Annotated in this window: 16 protein-coding genes and 1 other RNA gene; 4 read left to right on the top strand and 13 right to left on the bottom strand. The window is 60.9% G+C overall.

Annotated elements, in window-relative coordinates:
* Positions 1-12: 12 nt before the first annotated feature.
* The 8 genes from MGMAQ_RS21000 to MGMAQ_RS06635 are packed head-to-tail and all read right to left on the bottom strand — an operon-like array spanning position 13 to position 5,568.
* Entirely contained in the window at positions 13-948 is a 936-nt protein-coding gene (locus MGMAQ_RS21000) for a cell envelope integrity protein TolA (RefSeq protein ID WP_046020934.1), read from the bottom strand.
* A 4-nt stretch (positions 949-952) separates the two neighbouring features.
* Positions 953-1,432, bottom strand: a complete 480-nt coding sequence (gene tolR / locus MGMAQ_RS06665; RefSeq protein WP_046020933.1) for a protein TolR — start codon at positions 1,430-1,432, stop codon at positions 953-955.
* Positions 1,433-1,437: 5 nt separating this feature from the next.
* The gene (tolQ, locus tag MGMAQ_RS06660; RefSeq protein ID WP_046020932.1) at positions 1,438-2,166 is read right to left on the bottom strand and encodes a protein TolQ; all 729 of its coding nucleotides are present in this window, start codon (positions 2,164-2,166) and stop codon (positions 1,438-1,440) included.
* 9 nt (positions 2,167-2,175) lie between these two features.
* Positions 2,176-2,622 carry a tol-pal system-associated acyl-CoA thioesterase gene (gene ybgC, locus MGMAQ_RS06655; RefSeq protein ID WP_046020931.1) on the bottom strand — a complete coding sequence of 149 codons (447 nt, stop codon included), beginning with the start codon at positions 2,620-2,622 and terminating at the stop codon, positions 2,176-2,178.
* The gene (ruvB, locus tag MGMAQ_RS06650) at positions 2,615-3,661 is read right to left on the bottom strand and encodes a Holliday junction branch migration DNA helicase RuvB (protein ID WP_046023043.1); all 1,047 of its coding nucleotides are present in this window, start codon (positions 3,659-3,661) and stop codon (positions 2,615-2,617) included. The genes ybgC and ruvB overlap by 8 nt, the downstream gene beginning before the upstream one ends.
* Before the next feature lie 6 nt (positions 3,662-3,667).
* Complete coding sequence (gene ruvA / locus MGMAQ_RS06645; protein ID WP_046020930.1) at positions 3,668-4,303, bottom strand: Holliday junction branch migration protein RuvA; 636 nt, start codon at positions 4,301-4,303, stop codon at positions 3,668-3,670.
* Positions 4,300-4,800, bottom strand: a complete 501-nt coding sequence (gene ruvC, locus MGMAQ_RS06640) for a crossover junction endodeoxyribonuclease RuvC (RefSeq protein WP_046020929.1) — start codon at positions 4,798-4,800, stop codon at positions 4,300-4,302. Before ruvC ends, ruvA begins: the two co-directional genes overlap by 4 nt.
* 15 nt (positions 4,801-4,815) lie before the next feature.
* Positions 4,816-5,568, bottom strand: a complete 753-nt coding sequence (locus tag MGMAQ_RS06635) for a YebC/PmpR family DNA-binding transcriptional regulator (protein ID WP_046020928.1) — start codon at positions 5,566-5,568, stop codon at positions 4,816-4,818.
* A 204-nt stretch (positions 5,569-5,772) separates the two neighbouring features.
* Between MGMAQ_RS06635 and MGMAQ_RS19440 the strand changes: the two genes are divergently transcribed.
* The 3 genes from MGMAQ_RS19440 to MGMAQ_RS06620 all read left to right on the top strand — a co-directional run bounded on the left by MGMAQ_RS19440 (position 5,773) and on the right by MGMAQ_RS06620 (position 11,034).
* Complete coding sequence (locus MGMAQ_RS19440; RefSeq protein ID WP_052716189.1) at positions 5,773-7,833, top strand: methyl-accepting chemotaxis protein; 2,061 nt, start codon at positions 5,773-5,775, stop codon at positions 7,831-7,833.
* Between the two features lie 27 nt (positions 7,834-7,860).
* The gene (locus MGMAQ_RS06625) at positions 7,861-9,738 is read left to right on the top strand and encodes a cyclic nucleotide-binding domain-containing protein (RefSeq protein ID WP_046020927.1); all 1,878 of its coding nucleotides are present in this window, start codon (positions 7,861-7,863) and stop codon (positions 9,736-9,738) included.
* Positions 9,739-10,002: 264 nt separating this feature from the next.
* Positions 10,003-11,034 carry an IS110 family transposase gene (locus MGMAQ_RS06620; protein WP_046020119.1) on the top strand — a complete coding sequence of 344 codons (1,032 nt, stop codon included), beginning with the start codon at positions 10,003-10,005 and terminating at the stop codon, positions 11,032-11,034.
* A gap of 262 nt (positions 11,035-11,296) precedes the next feature.
* Here MGMAQ_RS06620 and MGMAQ_RS06615 read toward each other — a convergent pair whose 3' ends face one another.
* From MGMAQ_RS06615 to MGMAQ_RS06600, 5 genes are all read right to left on the bottom strand, one after another.
* Positions 11,297-12,115, bottom strand: coding sequence for a TIGR00282 family metallophosphoesterase (locus MGMAQ_RS06615; protein WP_046020926.1), 819 nt, complete (start codon positions 12,113-12,115; stop codon positions 11,297-11,299).
* Positions 12,112-12,720, bottom strand: coding sequence for a 5-formyltetrahydrofolate cyclo-ligase (locus MGMAQ_RS06610; protein ID WP_046020925.1), 609 nt, complete (start codon positions 12,718-12,720; stop codon positions 12,112-12,114). Before MGMAQ_RS06610 ends, MGMAQ_RS06615 begins: the two co-directional genes overlap by 4 nt.
* A gap of 41 nt (positions 12,721-12,761) precedes the next feature.
* A non-coding RNA gene (gene ssrS, locus MGMAQ_RS20085) (6S RNA) lies at positions 12,762-12,916 on the bottom strand.
* Between the two features lie 13 nt (positions 12,917-12,929).
* Complete coding sequence (locus MGMAQ_RS06605) at positions 12,930-13,265, bottom strand: cell division protein ZapA (protein ID WP_046020924.1); 336 nt, start codon at positions 13,263-13,265, stop codon at positions 12,930-12,932.
* Positions 13,266-13,274: 9 nt separating this feature from the next.
* Complete coding sequence (locus MGMAQ_RS06600) at positions 13,275-13,526, bottom strand: hypothetical protein (protein ID WP_148560873.1); 252 nt, start codon at positions 13,524-13,526, stop codon at positions 13,275-13,277.
* Between the two features lie 333 nt (positions 13,527-13,859).
* Here MGMAQ_RS06600 and gap point away from each other — a divergent pair, with 333 nt between their 5' ends.
* A complete protein-coding gene (gene gap / locus MGMAQ_RS06595; RefSeq protein ID WP_046020922.1) occupies positions 13,860-14,861 on the top strand; it encodes a type I glyceraldehyde-3-phosphate dehydrogenase in 1,002 nt (333 codons plus the stop codon).
* The last annotated feature ends 30 nt before the right edge of the window (positions 14,862-14,891 follow it).

The raw sequence follows: 14,891 nt of genomic DNA, 5'->3' as shown, positions 1-14,891 counted from the left end.
TCGGCGAAGAGCCTACAGCATATCCTTGGGGTTGAAGCTTAGAATCATGTCTTTCCAATGACCATACTTCTCGGTGGGCAGCTTGAAGGGCTGACAGCGGGGATTCAGGCTCGCCCGCAGCGCGCTTTCCGCCGCCGCGCGATAGAAAGCGTCGGTGCCCATGCGGGCCCGGTCAACAACGTCGGCCGTGCGCACGGTGCCATCCGGATTCATCTTCACCTCGATCTCGATGATCAAGTTCTCGGCGTTTTTCGCTCCGGCGGGCACGTTCCAGCACTGGGCAATCTGCGAGCGCACGATATCCACTTCGCTCAGGGTCATTTTCGCCGCCCCATCAAAGCGACTCGGACGGCTGCTCTTGATGTTCAGAGCCTCTGAGATCTGTTTTTGGAAGTCGGCCTTGTCATCCTTTGGCTTGTCTGCCTTGGGTTTCGATGGGGCCTTGGCTTCCTTTTTCTCCAAATCCTTCAGCACCGACCCCAATGACGCGAACATGTCCGGCGGTTTGGGTTTGCGGCGCGGCTTATGCTTCATCAAAGCCTTGGGTGCCTGAGGCTTTGGCTTCGGTTCGGGCTCGGGTTTTGGTTCGGGTGCCGGGACGGGCTCCGGTTCGGGAACAGGCACGGGTTCGGGTTCCGGCGCGGGTTCGGGAACTGGTTCCGGTTTGGGTTCCGGTTTGGGTTCCGGTTCCGGCTCGGGTTTTGGCTCGGGTTTTGGCTCGGGTTTTGGTTCAGGTTTTGGTTCAGGTTTGGGCTCTGGTTCAGGCTCGGGCTCGGGCGGTGGAATGTTCGTGACTTCGGATACTTCGAATTCTTCCAAGGACATGATGTCCACCAATACGCCTTCGTCCACGTCCAAAGGATCGGGGCGCAAGGCCGGCAACCCGACCCAGGCCACGGCGATCACGACTGCATGAAACAGCACAGAGACGAAAAACCCGACGCGCATGGGGTCAGCCTGCTCCCCCGCCGGTCTTGGCGTTGTTGGCCCGCTGCTTTTTGCGCGGTAGATCGGTGACCAGCGCGGCACGGCGGAATCCGGCCTCGTTGATGGCGCCCATGACCTCCATCACCCGGCCATAGGGAATGGTTTTATCGCCGCGCACGAAAATCCGAGCATCCGGATTGGCGCCGGTGATGGCGATCAGCCGCGGGGCCAGATTGGCCAGATCAATGGGCGCTTCTTGCAAAAACACGGAACCGTCGGCCTTGACGGTCAGGGTCAGGGGTTCGTCGTCGCCCTCAATCACCTTGGCCTGGGCTTCGGGCAAGTCGACCTTGACACCCACGGTCAACAACGGCGCGGTGACCATGAACACAACGAGCAACACAAGCATCACATCGACCATGGGCGTGACATTGATGTCACTGACCATGCGATGGCGGGCGGTACGGCCCAAACGGTTGGTGCGATCACTGAGACGAACGGCCATGGCCCTTACTCCCGTTCTTCCATCTGCCGCGACAAGATGGCGGAAAACTCACCGGCAAAGCTGTCCAGGCGGCTGGTATAGCGATCCAGTTCCCGCGACAGCTTGTTGTAGGCCACCACCGCCGGAATGGCGGCAACAAGCCCCAGCGCGGTGGCAAATAGCGCTTCGGCGATACCCGGCGCCACCACGGCCAAACTGGTGTTGCGGGTCATGGCGATGGCCTGAAAGCTGTTCATAATCCCCCAGACGGTGCCGAACAGCCCGATGAACGGCGCCGTGGATCCTGTGGAGGCCAAAAAGGTCATGTATTTCTCCGTGCGATCAGTCTCGCGGGTCACCGTCACCTGCATCACCCGGTCGATACGATCTTGCAGATTCTCGCGGCTGGCACCGACGCGGGCACCGTTCTTGGACGCCGCGCGGCGCCATTCGCGCATGGCGGCAGCGAACACGGCGGTCATGGGATCCTGCGGCTGCGACCCGACACGATCATACAGATCATCCAGGGAACCGCCGGACCAGAATTTGTCCTCGAACTGTCCGGCCATCTTGTTCAGACGGCGCAGGCGCAAGATCTTTTCGACAATGATTGCCCAGCACCAGACCGAGGCAAACACCAACAGGACCATCACTCCTTTGACCACCAGATCGGCCTTCACGAATAAGCCCCACATGGAGAAGTCGTATCCGGCGGCCGCCCCCATCGCGGCCATTTCCATGGCATTGCCTTCCATCGTCCGTTCCTATTCCTTGTCCAGGTAAATTTTAAATGCCTCGCGTACGTCCGCCGGTATGCGTGTGGCGTGCCCGTTGTCGAGAGTTATACAGACCAATGTGACCAAGAGATGGCAAATCTCTTCGTCGCCTCGGCCAATCAATTGATCCAGCTTCATGGAAGCGCCGCCCACATGGGTCACATGGGTTTCAACCTTCAGGCTGTCATCCAGTTTGGCGGCACGGCGAAAATCCACTTCCAGGTGGCGCACCGCCAAGGCGATTCCTCGGTCGCCGATCATTTGCTGATGATCGAAACCGCACAGGCGCAGCATCTCGGTGCGGGCCCGTTCGGCGAATCGCAGGTAGCTGGCGTTATAGACAATGCCGCCCGCATCGGTGTCTTCGAAATAGACCCGAACGGCAAAGCGATGCATCGGGCCGTCCAACTGGCCGCTGGAGGGAGGGTCAATCATCCTCGTCTTCCGCCTCCATGAGCATTTCCATTTGGGTCAGCCCGGTGGGCACGGAAAGCCCCAGGTGACGATAGGCGGATTCCGATAGGGCCCGGCCACGCGGCGTGCGCATCAGCAATCCTTGTTGAATCAGATAGGGCTCGATGACTTCTTCCAGGGTATCACGCTGTTCCGACAGGGCGGCCGCCAGGGTCTCGACCCCCACCGGCCCGCCGCCGTAATTGTCGGTGATGCAGCGCAGATAGCGTCGGTCCATGGCGTCCAGGCCGCGCTCGTCCACATCCAGGCGCTTCAGGGCGCCATCGGCGGCCACCCGATCCACCGGCGAGCGACCGGCCACGGTGGCGAAGTCGCGCACCCGGCGCAACAATCGACCGGCGATACGCGGGGTGCCCCGCGACCGGCGGGCGATCTCCTCGGCCCCGTCGTCGGTCAGGTCCATGCCCAACACCCCGGCCCCCCGGGATACAATGCCCCGCAGCTCTTCCGGGGTATAAAACTGCAAACGCAGCGGGATACCGAATCGGTCCCGCAACGGGTTCGTGATCAATCCGGAACGAGTTGTTGCACCAACCAATGTGAAAGGCTGTAAATCGATACGAATGGAGCGCGCGGCCGGGCCTTCGCCGATGATCAGATCAAGCTGAAAGTCTTCCATGGCCGGATAGAGGATCTCTTCGACCACCGGACTGAGGCGATGGATCTCGTCGATAAAAAGAACGTCGTTGGGTTCCAGATTGGTCAGGATCGCCGCCAGGTCGCCGGGCTTGGCAATCACCGGTCCCGACGTGGCGCGGAAGCCCACCCCCATCTCGCGGGCGACGATCTGCGCCAGGGTCGTCTTGCCCAGTCCGGGCGGACCGTATAGCAAAACATGATCCAACGGCTCGCCCCGCGACCGCGCCGCCTCAACAAAGACCCGCAGGTTTTCGCAGGCCTGTTTCTGGCCGGTGAAATCGTCCAGGGTCTGAGGCCGCAAGGTGGCCTCGCCATGGTCTTCTTCGGTCGGCCTGGGGGTCACGAAACGGTCATCGCTCATCATCGGTTAGGCGCCCCCGTCCTTGGCCAGAGCGGCCAATCCGCCCCGAATCAGCCCCGCCACGTCGGCGTTGTCGCCCAGTTCCGCCGCGGCTCGCGAGATGGCGCCCAGGGCCTCGGTGCGACCATAGCCCAAATTGACCAAGGCCGAGGCCGCCTCATGCGTGGCGGAAAGGTTGCCGACCGGCGGCGACACCGAGGTCTTGGCACCGGAAAGCGATGCGCCCGCGCCCAAAGCCAGGGCCCCGGCCTTGTCCTTGAGTTCCGACAGCAGGCGCGAGGCCACCTTCGGCCCCACCCCGGGCGCCCGGGTCAGCGCCGCCTTGTCCTGCGCCGCAATGACCTGCGGCAGTTGGTCGGCATCGAGAATACCGAGAATGGCCAAGGCGACCTTGGTCCCCACCCCCTGAACGGTGAGCAGCAAGCGGAACCATTCCCGCTCCCCGGCGCTGGAGAATCCGTAGAGGTGGATATGGTCCTCGCGCACATGGGTCTCCACGTACAGGCTGACCTCGCCCCCGGCGGCGGGCAGCCGGGCCAGGGTCCGCGCCGAACAGAACAGGATGTAGCCCACCCCGTTGACGTCGATGATCGCCCAGTCGTCACCGGTGGAATCCAACAGACCTTTGAGCTTGGCGATCATCGCCTGCCTCCCGCCGCCAAGACCGAAGCCACCGGCCTTTGGTGAGCATGGCAGATGGCCACCGCCAGGGCATCGGCCGCATCGGCCCCCGGGATCCGAGCGCCGGGCAACAGGGTCCGTACCATCATCTGAATCTGCTCCTTGGCCGCGTGGCCACTGCCGACCACTGTCTTCTTGACCTGATTGGGGGTGTATTCGGCGACCGGCAGCCCGGCCTGGGCCGGAACCAGCAAGGCGATCCCCCGGGCCTGCCCCAATTTCAAGGTCGAGGTCGGGTTGCGATTGACGAAGGTTTCCTCCACTGCCGCCTCGTCGGGACCGAAATCGGCGATCACCCGCTCAATGCCATCGTGCAGTTGTACCAATCGCTCGGCCAGGGAGCGCGCGGCATCCGTATCCACCGACCCGGCGGCGACGAAAGTAAGCCGGTGGCCGGTCTTGTCGACCACCCCCCAGCCCGTATGCCGCAGTCCCGGATCCAGGCCGAGTATCCGCATCACCCCGCCCTTCCGCTATTCGGCGCTCAATTTCTCCATGATCTCGTCTGGCACGTCCATGTTGGTGAAGACGTTCTGCACGTCGTCATTGTCCTCCAGGGAATCCACCAGCTTGAGCAGGCTGCGCGCCTTGTCCTCATCCAGTTCGGTGGTGTTCAGCGGCTTCCAGTCCAGGCCGGAGCCGGACGGATCGCCGAACTTGGCCATCATGGCGTCGAGCACCACATGAAGCTCGTCAGGCTCGCAGGAAACCTCGTGCAATTCCTCACTGCTTTCCACATCCGATGCCCCGGCCTCCAAGGCCACCTCGAACAGCTCCTCGTGGTCGGCTTTTTCAAGAGCATAAGTGATCAGCCCGCGACGCTCGAAATTAAACGACACGCTGCCGGTTTCGCCCAAGGACCCGCCTTGCTTGTTGAAAATGGCCCGCACGTCCGACGCGGTGCGATTCTTGTTGTCGGTCAGCGCCTCGACGATCACGGCAACGCCAGCCGGGCCGTAGCCTTCGTAGCGCATCTCAACGTAATCGGCGCCATCCATATCCCCCGAACCCTTTTTGACGGCCCGTTCGATGTTATCTTTAGGCATGGACTGGGAGCGCGCGGCGGCAATGGCCGTGCGCAGGCGCGGGTTCATGTCCGGATCCGGCGTACCGAGCTTCGCAGCGACCATGATCTCGCGCGACAATTTGGCGAATTCGCGGGCGCGCTTTTTATCCTGAGCGCCTTTGCGGTACATGATGTTCTTGAATTTGGAATGGCCGGCCATGGGTCGCTGGGTCCTCTTAAACTTGGAATGACTGCGGATTGGTGACGCAGGGTTAGCGCCGTTCGGCTCACAACGCAATATGGCAGGAAAGAGACCCATTGCACAACAAACGCACTGGATTGTCGGTCCGGATGGACAGATGGCCGGTTTTTGTCCATTATTTCAAACATAAGTCCCTGATTCCCCAAAGCGACCGGCAGCCGCATGATTCAGATCAAATCTCTGACCACCAAGATCACCACCGCCGTGGTGGGCCTCGTTGCGATTATTGCCTTGGTCAACGTGGCGCTGGTCTATGCCCTCTCCGGTGAAGTACGGCAAGACACCGCTGATCTGGGCAAGGAAGTCAAAGAGATCATCGCCACCAAGGATCGCGCCATAGAGACCTTGGTGGAACGCAGCATCACCGCACAAAAGGAACGCCTGGACGCCACTCACCAGGCCGCCGCCGCCTCGGTTCAGCTGGATACCTATGGCGAACAGCATTTTGTCGCGGGCAAGCATGCGGGGATCGCTTCTTCGACCGCCACCATGATCCGGTCGGCCATGATGACCGGAGAAGCCTCCGAGGCCGAGGAAATCATGGAGGTCCTGGTCAGCAATCGCGAAATCCTTGCCATCAATCTATGGCGCCCGGACGGAATTCGAGCCTTCAGCGACAATCAGACCATCGACGCTGTCAACATCTACACCGGATCGGACGGATTCGACCGGCGATCCACGGAACGCCCGGAGCGCATTCCGGGGCAACGAAGGGTTTCGCTGACCAACGCGTTCCACACTGCCAGCAACAACGTGGTGGCAGAAGGAAAGGTCACGGATGAGCAGGGACAGAGTCATGACGTTCTCTATTCCTATTTCCTGCTGCCCAACGAAGAGGAATGCCACGCCTGTCACGGTGACGGAAAAGAACCGCGCGGCGTGTTGGAAGTTGCCATATCCCGTTCAGAATTAATTCGCCTGATTGATGAAAGCCGGGTCTTCCTGGAGGCTTTGAAGCTGGAACAGGAAAAGGAAGAAGCCGCACTCATTGCCGATACCCGGCAACAAGAAGCCGCGGCCCATCAGGCGTCAAAGGGCTATACCGAGGTCATCGAAGCGAAGTTGGCCCATGTGGATGACACCCAAAACCAGTCCACGACCGTTCAGTCGGTGGTCAATCTGGTTGCCACATTGAGCGTGCTCTCTTTGATTATATTGATGCTACGTCGGGAGCTGACCACGCCCCTGCGCGGCATGACCGCTGCAATGGGGCGGCTGGCGGAAGGCAAACTGCATATCCTTATTCCCGGTTCCGGTCGTTCCGATGAAATCGGCGCCATGGCCGGGGCCGTGGAGGTATTCAAGCAAAATGCCCAGCGCGTGCGGGATATGGAAGAAGAACAGGCCACCACCCGGGCCGCCGCCGAGGCCGAACAGCGCGAGATGATGAAGGAAGTGGCCGACGACTTCGAAGCCAGCGTCGGTAGCGTGGTGGAAGTGGTCGCCGCGGCATCCCAAGACATGCGCGACTCGGCGCTCTCCATGCGCCAGGCGGCGGAGACAGCCTTGCAACAAACGGAACAGGCCACCATCGCAGCCCAGGACGCCGACAGCAACGTCGAGACCGTGGCCGCCGCCGCCGATCAGCTGACCGGGGCCATCACGGAGATTTCCAGTCAGGTTGCCCAATCGGCGGCCATCGCCAATAGTGCCGTGGAGGAAGCCCGGCTTACCACCGACAAGATTCATGGCCTGGCCCAATCGGCTCAGAGCATTGATGAAGTGGTTGGCCTGATCACCGACATCGCCGAACAGACCAATCTGTTGGCCTTGAACGCGACCATCGAAGCCGCGCGGGCCGGAGTCGCGGGCAAAGGCTTTGCCGTGGTCGCCTCGGAGGTAAAGAACCTGGCCAATCAAACCGCTCACGCCACCGAGGATATCGCCGAACAGGTCGGCGCCATCCAGGCCTCGACCCGCGAATCGGTGGAAGCCATCGAAACCATTGCCCGTGTCATCGCGGATATTGCCGAGATTTCGACCAATATTGCCGCCGCGGTCGAACAACAAGGCGTGGCAACCCAGGAAATCGCCCGAAATGTGGACGAGGCGTCGGACCGAACCACAGAAGTCTCGACCAACATTGGCGATGTACGGCATATTGTCGAAGACACCGGCAGGGCCGCCGCCGATGTTTCGGAAGGCGCCGCACAATTGTCGCAGCAGGCCGAGAAGCTCCGACACGAAGTTTCCAACTTCCTGGCACAAGTCAGGTCGGGCTAAATACACGGCAAAGGGGATCAAGGAACCGTGGTTTTAGGTCGCAAGAAATATAGCTACATCGTCTACACCCAGAACGAAGGGCGGTGGACGGCTAACAACGTCTATAAAACCGAGCGCCAGGCCATGAATGCGGCCGAGGAAGCCCTGGGCAGCCGCAATTACGACGCTGTCAAGGTCATTGAGGAAAGCGGTAAGGGCTTCGAAAAAGAACTCTGGCAGCAAAAATGTGAGGGGCGCGGCGAAAAACCGATTACCGTTTCGGCCATCGAAACAGCACCCCTGTGTAAGGACCTGGAAGACTTCTACCGCTTCCCGGCAAGACGCACCATGGGCCAACTGCTCCGCCGGTACCTGGACCGCGAAGTGCTTTCCATGGTCGAGATCCTGCATATCGAGCGCCATGCCAAAACTTTGATCCGGATGAACGATACCCTGGTCAATCAGGCCCTGTCGCGGGTCTCTACCCTGCATGCCAGCGCCGCCGACAAGCCGCAAATGGAATGCCGCGATTTCCTCGATCGCAGGCTTCAGGAAATGCGCGAGCGGCTGATGAAGCCAACGGAAGTGGAAAAGCTGGGAGCCCTGCTCAACGAGAAGGGCTTTGCCGCCGTGGCCGCCAAGGGCGGCAAGGAAACCGGTCAGCGCGACTTCATCATTCGCACCGCCCTCGCCCATTCCCTGGGTCAGGCCGCGGGCTGGAGCGGCAAGGCCGAAGTCATGTTGGACTTCCTCGGACCCAATGTTGAAAAGGCCGCCATCCCCTTCATCGACGAAATTTTGGCCGAGATCCTGGATGGCGCCGAGGCCACCAAGGAAATCCTCGGCCACCAAGAAGACCTTGCCTCCGCCCTGCGCACCTTGAGCGATTTATCCAGGGGCAAATACGAAGTGCCGAAGGTCTCTCCTGAGTACGTGGGACGCCTCAACACCGCGTTGGGCAAATATCGGCTAACCGCCAGCCGCCAGGTTCTTTTGGAACGCATGCGCCGGGAACTGGGCGGCATCAAGCGGCTGACCCGGGACGAGGATCGCCAGGATGATGCATTCATCACCCTGCTGCGGGGTCTGATCGTGCCGCTGGGCCTGCGAGGCGGATCGGGCATGGCCGAGGCCATGGTGCAACGGGGCCGGTTAGTGTTCCAGTCCTCGGGACAAGGCACCCCCGGCGGCGCGGTGCAGCGAATCACCGATACCATCCCCATCCCCCTTTCCAAGGTAGGATTTTTGCTCTCCGTCGCGTCCACGGGGTTGCGGGAAAAAGCCCAACCGGTCATCGAACAATGCTTGGCCAAGACTCTGAAAGGTATGGGGTCGCTCGCCATGGCCCTCCCGGGCGCCAAGCTCAATCCGCCGCTCAAAGCCGCCATCGAGGAACTGGCCGATCGAGCCGCCCGCGTGGATCTGGACGAAGACCTCTGTCAGCTCGCCGCCAATACCCTGCGCAACCTGGTGGTTCAAAAGGCTGCGGAACAAAAAGACCCGGAACAGGTTCTGGCCGAAGCCACGGGCAAAACCCTAAAGGACGATCTGCCACCGCCGGACGAAAAGGAAGTGCTCCCCGAGGTCTTGCAAGATCACGGACTGGAGTATTTCACCTTTGAACAGGGCCAGACCATTTATGACGAAGGTTCATCGGGTGATGTGGCCTACTTCATCACCAACGGCCTGGCGGTCCGCGTCCATGGCAAGGATCCCAAGGATCGCTATGTGGAAACGGTTAATCCGGAAAACCTGGTGGGTGCCGAGATCCTCACCGGACGCCGGTCCTATCGGGATACCTTGCAAGCCCTGACGGACGTGGAGGCCTTTGCCGTCCCTCGCACGCTGCTGGAATCACGCGTTGCCAGCCTGGCCACGCAAGACCCCCTGACCCATTTTGTTCTGGAAGCGCTGGGCAAGGCCTAAAGGCTTAGCAGGCTGCTGAAAAAAACCGATTTCGAGCGTGTGGCGACACATGCTTCGACAAGCTCAGCATGAGGGCCTTTGAATTTTCAACATGTTAGCCTCACCCTGAGCTTGTCAAAGGGCGAGGCGGGCCGTAGGACAACGCTTTTTCAGATGGCGGTAATCGAGCAGTCAGGGATTGCCTAAACAGTCAGCTGGTCTCCACACTCGGTCTTGATCAAGTATCCGGGTCAATTCCTGGACATGGAACAGAGGAGACCAGCTATGGAGTATTTTGTTGGAATGGACGTATCGATGGCAAGCATTTCGATCTGTGAGATTGATGCAAAGGGAACCGTCATTCGCGAAGGCAAGGTGTCAAGCACACCCGAGGCGGTCGCCACTTGGCTCGAGGAAAGCGGGCGTGGCTTTGCGCGAATTGGGTTGGAAGCTGGCCCTCTGGCGCCTTGGCTGTACGCAGGACTGTCCAGTCGGGGCCTCCCTGTGATTTGTATCGAGACCCGGCAAATGAAGGCCTTTGCCAGCGCCAGCCCAGTCAAGACGGACCGTCGCGACGCCCGCTTGATCAGCCAGGCGATGCGGACCGGTTTGTACCGCGCGACCCACGTCAAGACCGCGCGCAGTCAGGAGCTCCGGATGGTGCTGACCCATCGGGAGACCCTGGTTCATCAGGTCCGTCAGTTGTCCAATACGGTACGAGGAACATTGAAAGCTTTCGGCCTCAAGGTCGGTATGGCGCGCGGACGCCTTTTCGCGGCGCGGGTTCGGGAATTGACGGCTGATAACCCGCACCTCAGCGCAGCCGCCGAGCCGCTCTTGCTTGCGCGCCAAGCCTTGCTCGAACAACTCGACAAGCTCGACCGGCAGGTTCATGCCGCTGCGCGCGATGATAGCGTTTGCCGGCGCCTGATGACCGTTCCCGGCGTCGGCCCAGTTACCGCCCTCGCTTTCAGGACAGGACTCGACGTGCCGGAACGGTTTCAAAAGTCGGTCATGGTCGGCGCCCACTTCGGGCTTGTCCCACGCAGATACGCCTCGGGAGAGCAGGACCGAAGCGGCCCCATCAGCAAGTGCGGAGATGCCATGGTTCGTTGGCTTTTGTTCGAGGCCGCCAATGCACTTCTCACTCGAACCCGCCGTTGGTCCTGGCTCAAACACTGGGGGCTCGCGGTCGCCAAAAGGCGCGGGATGAAACGCGCCAAGGTAGCCGTTGCCCGGCGTCTCGCCGTAATCATGCATCGCATGTGGATCGACGGCACGGACTTCCAGTACCGCAAGGAGGAGACCGCCATCTAAACACAACGAAAACCGAGATCGCCTGAAGGGCGGCCAGGACGCGTGGCGACGCGCGGGGCTCGGATGACAGCGCGCAGGCTGCAGTGGCGTAAGACCACGCTTTTCAGATTGCTGCACCCGATCCCCCTTGATCCCCATCATGCGGCGACGACGTCGACCGCGGACAGAAGCAAAGGGCGCCACATAACCCAGGTTCAAACCGACGGCTTGGAAATCAGCTTGACTCAAATGACTCGATTACAGAAGCAGCCTGTTAGGCGCGCTAATCGAGAGTCGGCACCCATTGCATCAGCCGCCCCCCTACGCGGACCGGCTCGACCCGCGTGGCTAAACCCGTGCGGTCGTCGGTTTCAGCAAAAATGGCGCAAAGGGTTGCCTCTCCTCCCGCCGGTTCCAGGCGTCCACTGGGGGTATGCTTGAGGAACCGGGCGATGGCCCCTTCCTTGACCATGCCGATCACGGAATCGTAGTCGCCACACATGCCCGCATCGGTCTGATAGGCCGTGCCCTTTGGCAACACCTGGGCATCGGCGGATGGAACATGGGTATGACTGCCAACCACCAAGGATACCCGGCCGTCCAGATGCTGGCCCATGCCCATTTTCTCGCTGGTGGCCTCGGCATGGACATCGACAATGATCGCATCGACGCTGGCGCCCAGCCGGTATTTGGTCAACTCGCGCTCCACAGCGGCAAAGGGGTCATCGACCGGGCTCATAAACAGCCGCCCCATGACCTGAATCACCAACACCTTGCGACCACTGCCTGTGGTGATCTGAATGGCGCCCATGCCCGGAGTTCCCGCTTGGACGTTCAAAGGACGTAAAAGACGCGACTCGCTGCCGATATATCCGATGGTCTCGCGCTGATCCCAGACATGATTGCCGGTGACAATCACATCGACCCCCAAGTCGAAGAACGACTCGCAGATTCCCTTGGTAATGCCAAATCCGTGGGCGGCATTCTCGCCATTGACCACGATACAATCCAGTTTCAGGCGCTCGCGCAACGGCGGCAGATGGGTTTCAACCGCCCGCCGTCCGGCCTTGCCCACTACATCTCCGCAATACAATAGCCTCATGAGTCCCCCGTTTCGGTCGTGCCCTGGATAAGCCCCTCTTGGGTCAAGATCCAGTCCAAAGGCTGATCCCGGTCATCGTGGGGAACCTGGGCCACCTCTTGCCCCGCATAGGCGATCCCGATGGTCTTTACGTCCCCGTCCTGTTTCAGCATCTCGATGGTGCGGTCGTAATAGCCGCCGCCCCAACCAAGGCGATAACCGCGCCTATCGAAAGCCAGAAGAGGCACCAGCAATACGGTCGGACGCATCACCGCGGATTGGTGATCGGGCTCGCGGGTTCCGAACAAGCCGCCCACCAACGGAGTCCCCGGCATCCATTCCCGAAACACCAAGGGCGCGTCCCGATCGACGACCGCCGGCAAGGCCGTCCTGTGCCCCAAGGACATATGGTGGATTAGAACACCGCTGGGATCCAGTTCGTCGCCAATGGCCCAATAGCCGGCCAGAATTCGGTCGGGTTCCAGGTCAAGGGTGATGCGCGCAATCTTCTTTTTCGCCAGGGGATCCGCCGCCGCCAGACCCCGACGCCGATCCCGTGCTTTGGCGCGCAGGTGGTCCTTGGCCGCCGCCAATTCCAAACCGGTGGAGGCATTGTCTTTGGCCATGGGGATTTACTTCATAGGGTGGGAGATGCAAAGGAAAATGGGACGGGGCCGCCTCGACCGTTGGCTTTGAAGTCCTCTGTGACCTGCAGGTGCAGGTGGGCGCCATATACCAAACCCAGGGGTTAGGCAGGGACAGCTCCCTAGAAGATATTTACGGCCCCAGGGAATTGCTACCTGACGCGCCGCGCAGCGCCCGTCTTGCTTCGATACTAAGCTTCCTCGAGCTTCAGGGCAAATGATTCCACCCGCTGGGCCAGGGCCTCGATGCGTTCGGCCATCTTGTCATCGGCTTTGCGACGTGCCGTGACGGCATCGGTGCCCCCCCGCAAGATCTCCAGTTCGGAGTAGGCATCGGACAGTTCATCGGAAATCATCAAGCTGGCCATGACCAGCAAACGGGCATCGCCGATCTGCCCGACGGTGCCAACCAGTTCGCCGACCTGCTTGTCGATATAGGCCGCCAATCGAGTCAGATGGGCTTCCTGGCCGTCATCGCAGGCGATTTGATACCTGCGGCCGTTGATCTCCACGGTCACTTGAGCCATGGGGGCCTCCTACCCTTCGAGGACCGCCTTCAGGCGGCTAATGGTCGAATCCAGGCGCCGCGACACCGAGTGGGTCGCTTCGCGCAGTCTGGCGTTTTCCTCATTGAGCCGGGAAATTTCCTCGGCCACTTCCTGACTCGGAGTCGAGGCCGCGATCTCCCCGCCCTTTTGCAAGGCGGCGTCCAGGCGTGCCAGGGCCTTGTCCAAACGCTCCTGCGCCCGGTCCAGCCGCGTGGTGGTATCCATATCGCCGACAGTCAAGGGGGTGGGCTCCTCGGGTTTGGCCACGTCGGTAAGAAATCCGAGTGGTGTCGGGCCAAGATAGGTCCACCACCCACCCGCCGTCAACTGGAGCGGTGCGCCGCAACAACGAAGTTTCCGGGGAATCCGGTTGACCCGGAAGGCCGTTCGCGCGAATGTACGCCGCGTGGGGCGTAGCAAAATCGACTCAACAGACTAACAAGCCACCCTCACGGGTAGGGGGCGGTTCGCCTAACGGGTGTTCAGGCGGGCCGGATCCGTGTGTATGTTCCTGTTCAATTCGTGTTCCAAAGCACATTGAACAAAAAAACCCAAGCGGTACGGAGGATAGTAATGGCAATTCGCATTGGTATTAATGGTTTCGGTCGCATCGGACGGATGGTTTTCCGTGCCGTGGCGAAGGATTTCCCGGGCATCGAGGTTGTCGCGATCAACGATCTGTTGGACGCTGACTACCTGGCTTACATGCTCAAGTATGACTCGGTGCACGGTCGCTTCGGCGGCGACGTTTCCGTGTCCGGCAACAACCTGGTGGTGGACGGCAAGACCATCCGCCTGACCGCCGAGCGCGATCCCGCCGACCTCAAGTGGGGCGACGTGAACGTGGACCTGGTGGTCGAGTGCACCGGTTTCTTCCTCACCGAGGAAAGCTGCCAGAAGCACGTCGCGGCTGGCGCCCCGAAGGTGGTTCAATCCGCCCCGTCCAAGGACGGCACCCCGATGTTCGTGTACGGCGTGAACCACAACGATTACGCCGGTCAGGCCATCGTTTCGGCCGCGTCCTGCACCACCAACTGCCTGGCGCCGATCGCCAAAGTGCTGAACGACAAGTGGGGCCTCAAGCGCGGCCTGATGACCACCGTTCACGCCGCCACCGCCACTCAGAAGACCGTTGACGGCCCGTCCATGAAGGATTGGCGCGGTGGTCGTGGCATCCTGGAGAACATCATCCCGTCCTCCACCGGCGCCGCCAAGGCTGTCGGCGTGGTGCTGCCGGAACTGAACGGCAAGCTGACCGGCATGGCCTTCCGCGTGCCGACTTCCGACGTGTCGGTGGTCGATCTGACCGTGGAACTGGACAAGGATGCGTCCTATGACGACATCTGTGCTGCCATGAAGTCCGCCGCCGAAGGCGAAATGAAGGGCACTCTGGCCTACACCGACGAGAAGGTGGTCTCCACCGACTTCCGGGGCTACACCGCTTCTTCGATCTTCGACGCCGAAGCCGGCATTCAGCTGGACGGCACCTTCGTCAAGGTCGTTTCCTGGTACGACAACGAGTATGGCTACACCTGCAACATGCTGCGCTTCGTCGAGCATGTGGCGGCCAACTAAGCCAGCCTCGCACGTCATCGCGATTTAAGG

The sequence above is a fragment of the Magnetospira sp. QH-2 genome, from assembly GCF_000968135.1.
Lineage (GTDB): Bacteria > Pseudomonadota > Alphaproteobacteria > Rhodospirillales > Magnetospiraceae > Magnetospira.
Note: the sequence above shows the minus strand (reverse complement) of the source record. Positions and strands in the feature narration are given on the sequence as shown.

Excerpts from the sequence above, each read along its gene's own strand:
- MGMAQ_RS21000 (WP_046020934.1), bottom strand. The coding sequence starts at position 948 with ATGCGCGTCGGGTTTTTCGTCTCTGTGCTGTTTCATGCAGTCGTGATC.
- tolR (WP_046020933.1), bottom strand. The coding sequence starts at position 1,432 with ATGGCCGTTCGTCTCAGTGATCGCACCAACCGTTTGGGCCGTACCGCC.
- tolQ (WP_046020932.1), bottom strand. The coding sequence starts at position 2,166 with ATGGAAGGCAATGCCATGGAAATGGCCGCGATGGGGGCGGCCGCCGGA.
- ybgC (WP_046020931.1), bottom strand. The coding sequence starts at position 2,622 with ATGATTGACCCTCCCTCCAGCGGCCAGTTGGACGGCCCGATGCATCGC.
- ruvB (WP_046023043.1), bottom strand. The coding sequence starts at position 3,661 with ATGAGCGATGACCGTTTCGTGACCCCCAGGCCGACCGAAGAAGACCAT.
- ruvA (WP_046020930.1), bottom strand. The coding sequence starts at position 4,303 with ATGATCGCCAAGCTCAAAGGTCTGTTGGATTCCACCGGTGACGACTGG.
- ruvC (WP_046020929.1), bottom strand. The coding sequence starts at position 4,800 with ATGCGGATACTCGGCCTGGATCCGGGACTGCGGCATACGGGCTGGGGG.
- MGMAQ_RS06635 (WP_046020928.1), bottom strand. The coding sequence starts at position 5,568 with ATGGCCGGCCATTCCAAATTCAAGAACATCATGTACCGCAAAGGCGCT.
- MGMAQ_RS19440 (WP_052716189.1), top strand. The coding sequence starts at position 5,773 with ATGATTCAGATCAAATCTCTGACCACCAAGATCACCACCGCCGTGGTG.
- MGMAQ_RS06620 (WP_046020119.1), top strand. The coding sequence starts at position 10,003 with ATGGAGTATTTTGTTGGAATGGACGTATCGATGGCAAGCATTTCGATC.
- MGMAQ_RS06615 (WP_046020926.1), bottom strand. The coding sequence starts at position 12,115 with ATGAGGCTATTGTATTGCGGAGATGTAGTGGGCAAGGCCGGACGGCGG.
- MGMAQ_RS06610 (WP_046020925.1), bottom strand. The coding sequence starts at position 12,720 with ATGGCCAAAGACAATGCCTCCACCGGTTTGGAATTGGCGGCGGCCAAG.
- MGMAQ_RS06605 (WP_046020924.1), bottom strand. The coding sequence starts at position 13,265 with ATGGCTCAAGTGACCGTGGAGATCAACGGCCGCAGGTATCAAATCGCC.
- gap (WP_046020922.1), top strand. The coding sequence starts at position 13,860 with ATGGCAATTCGCATTGGTATTAATGGTTTCGGTCGCATCGGACGGATG.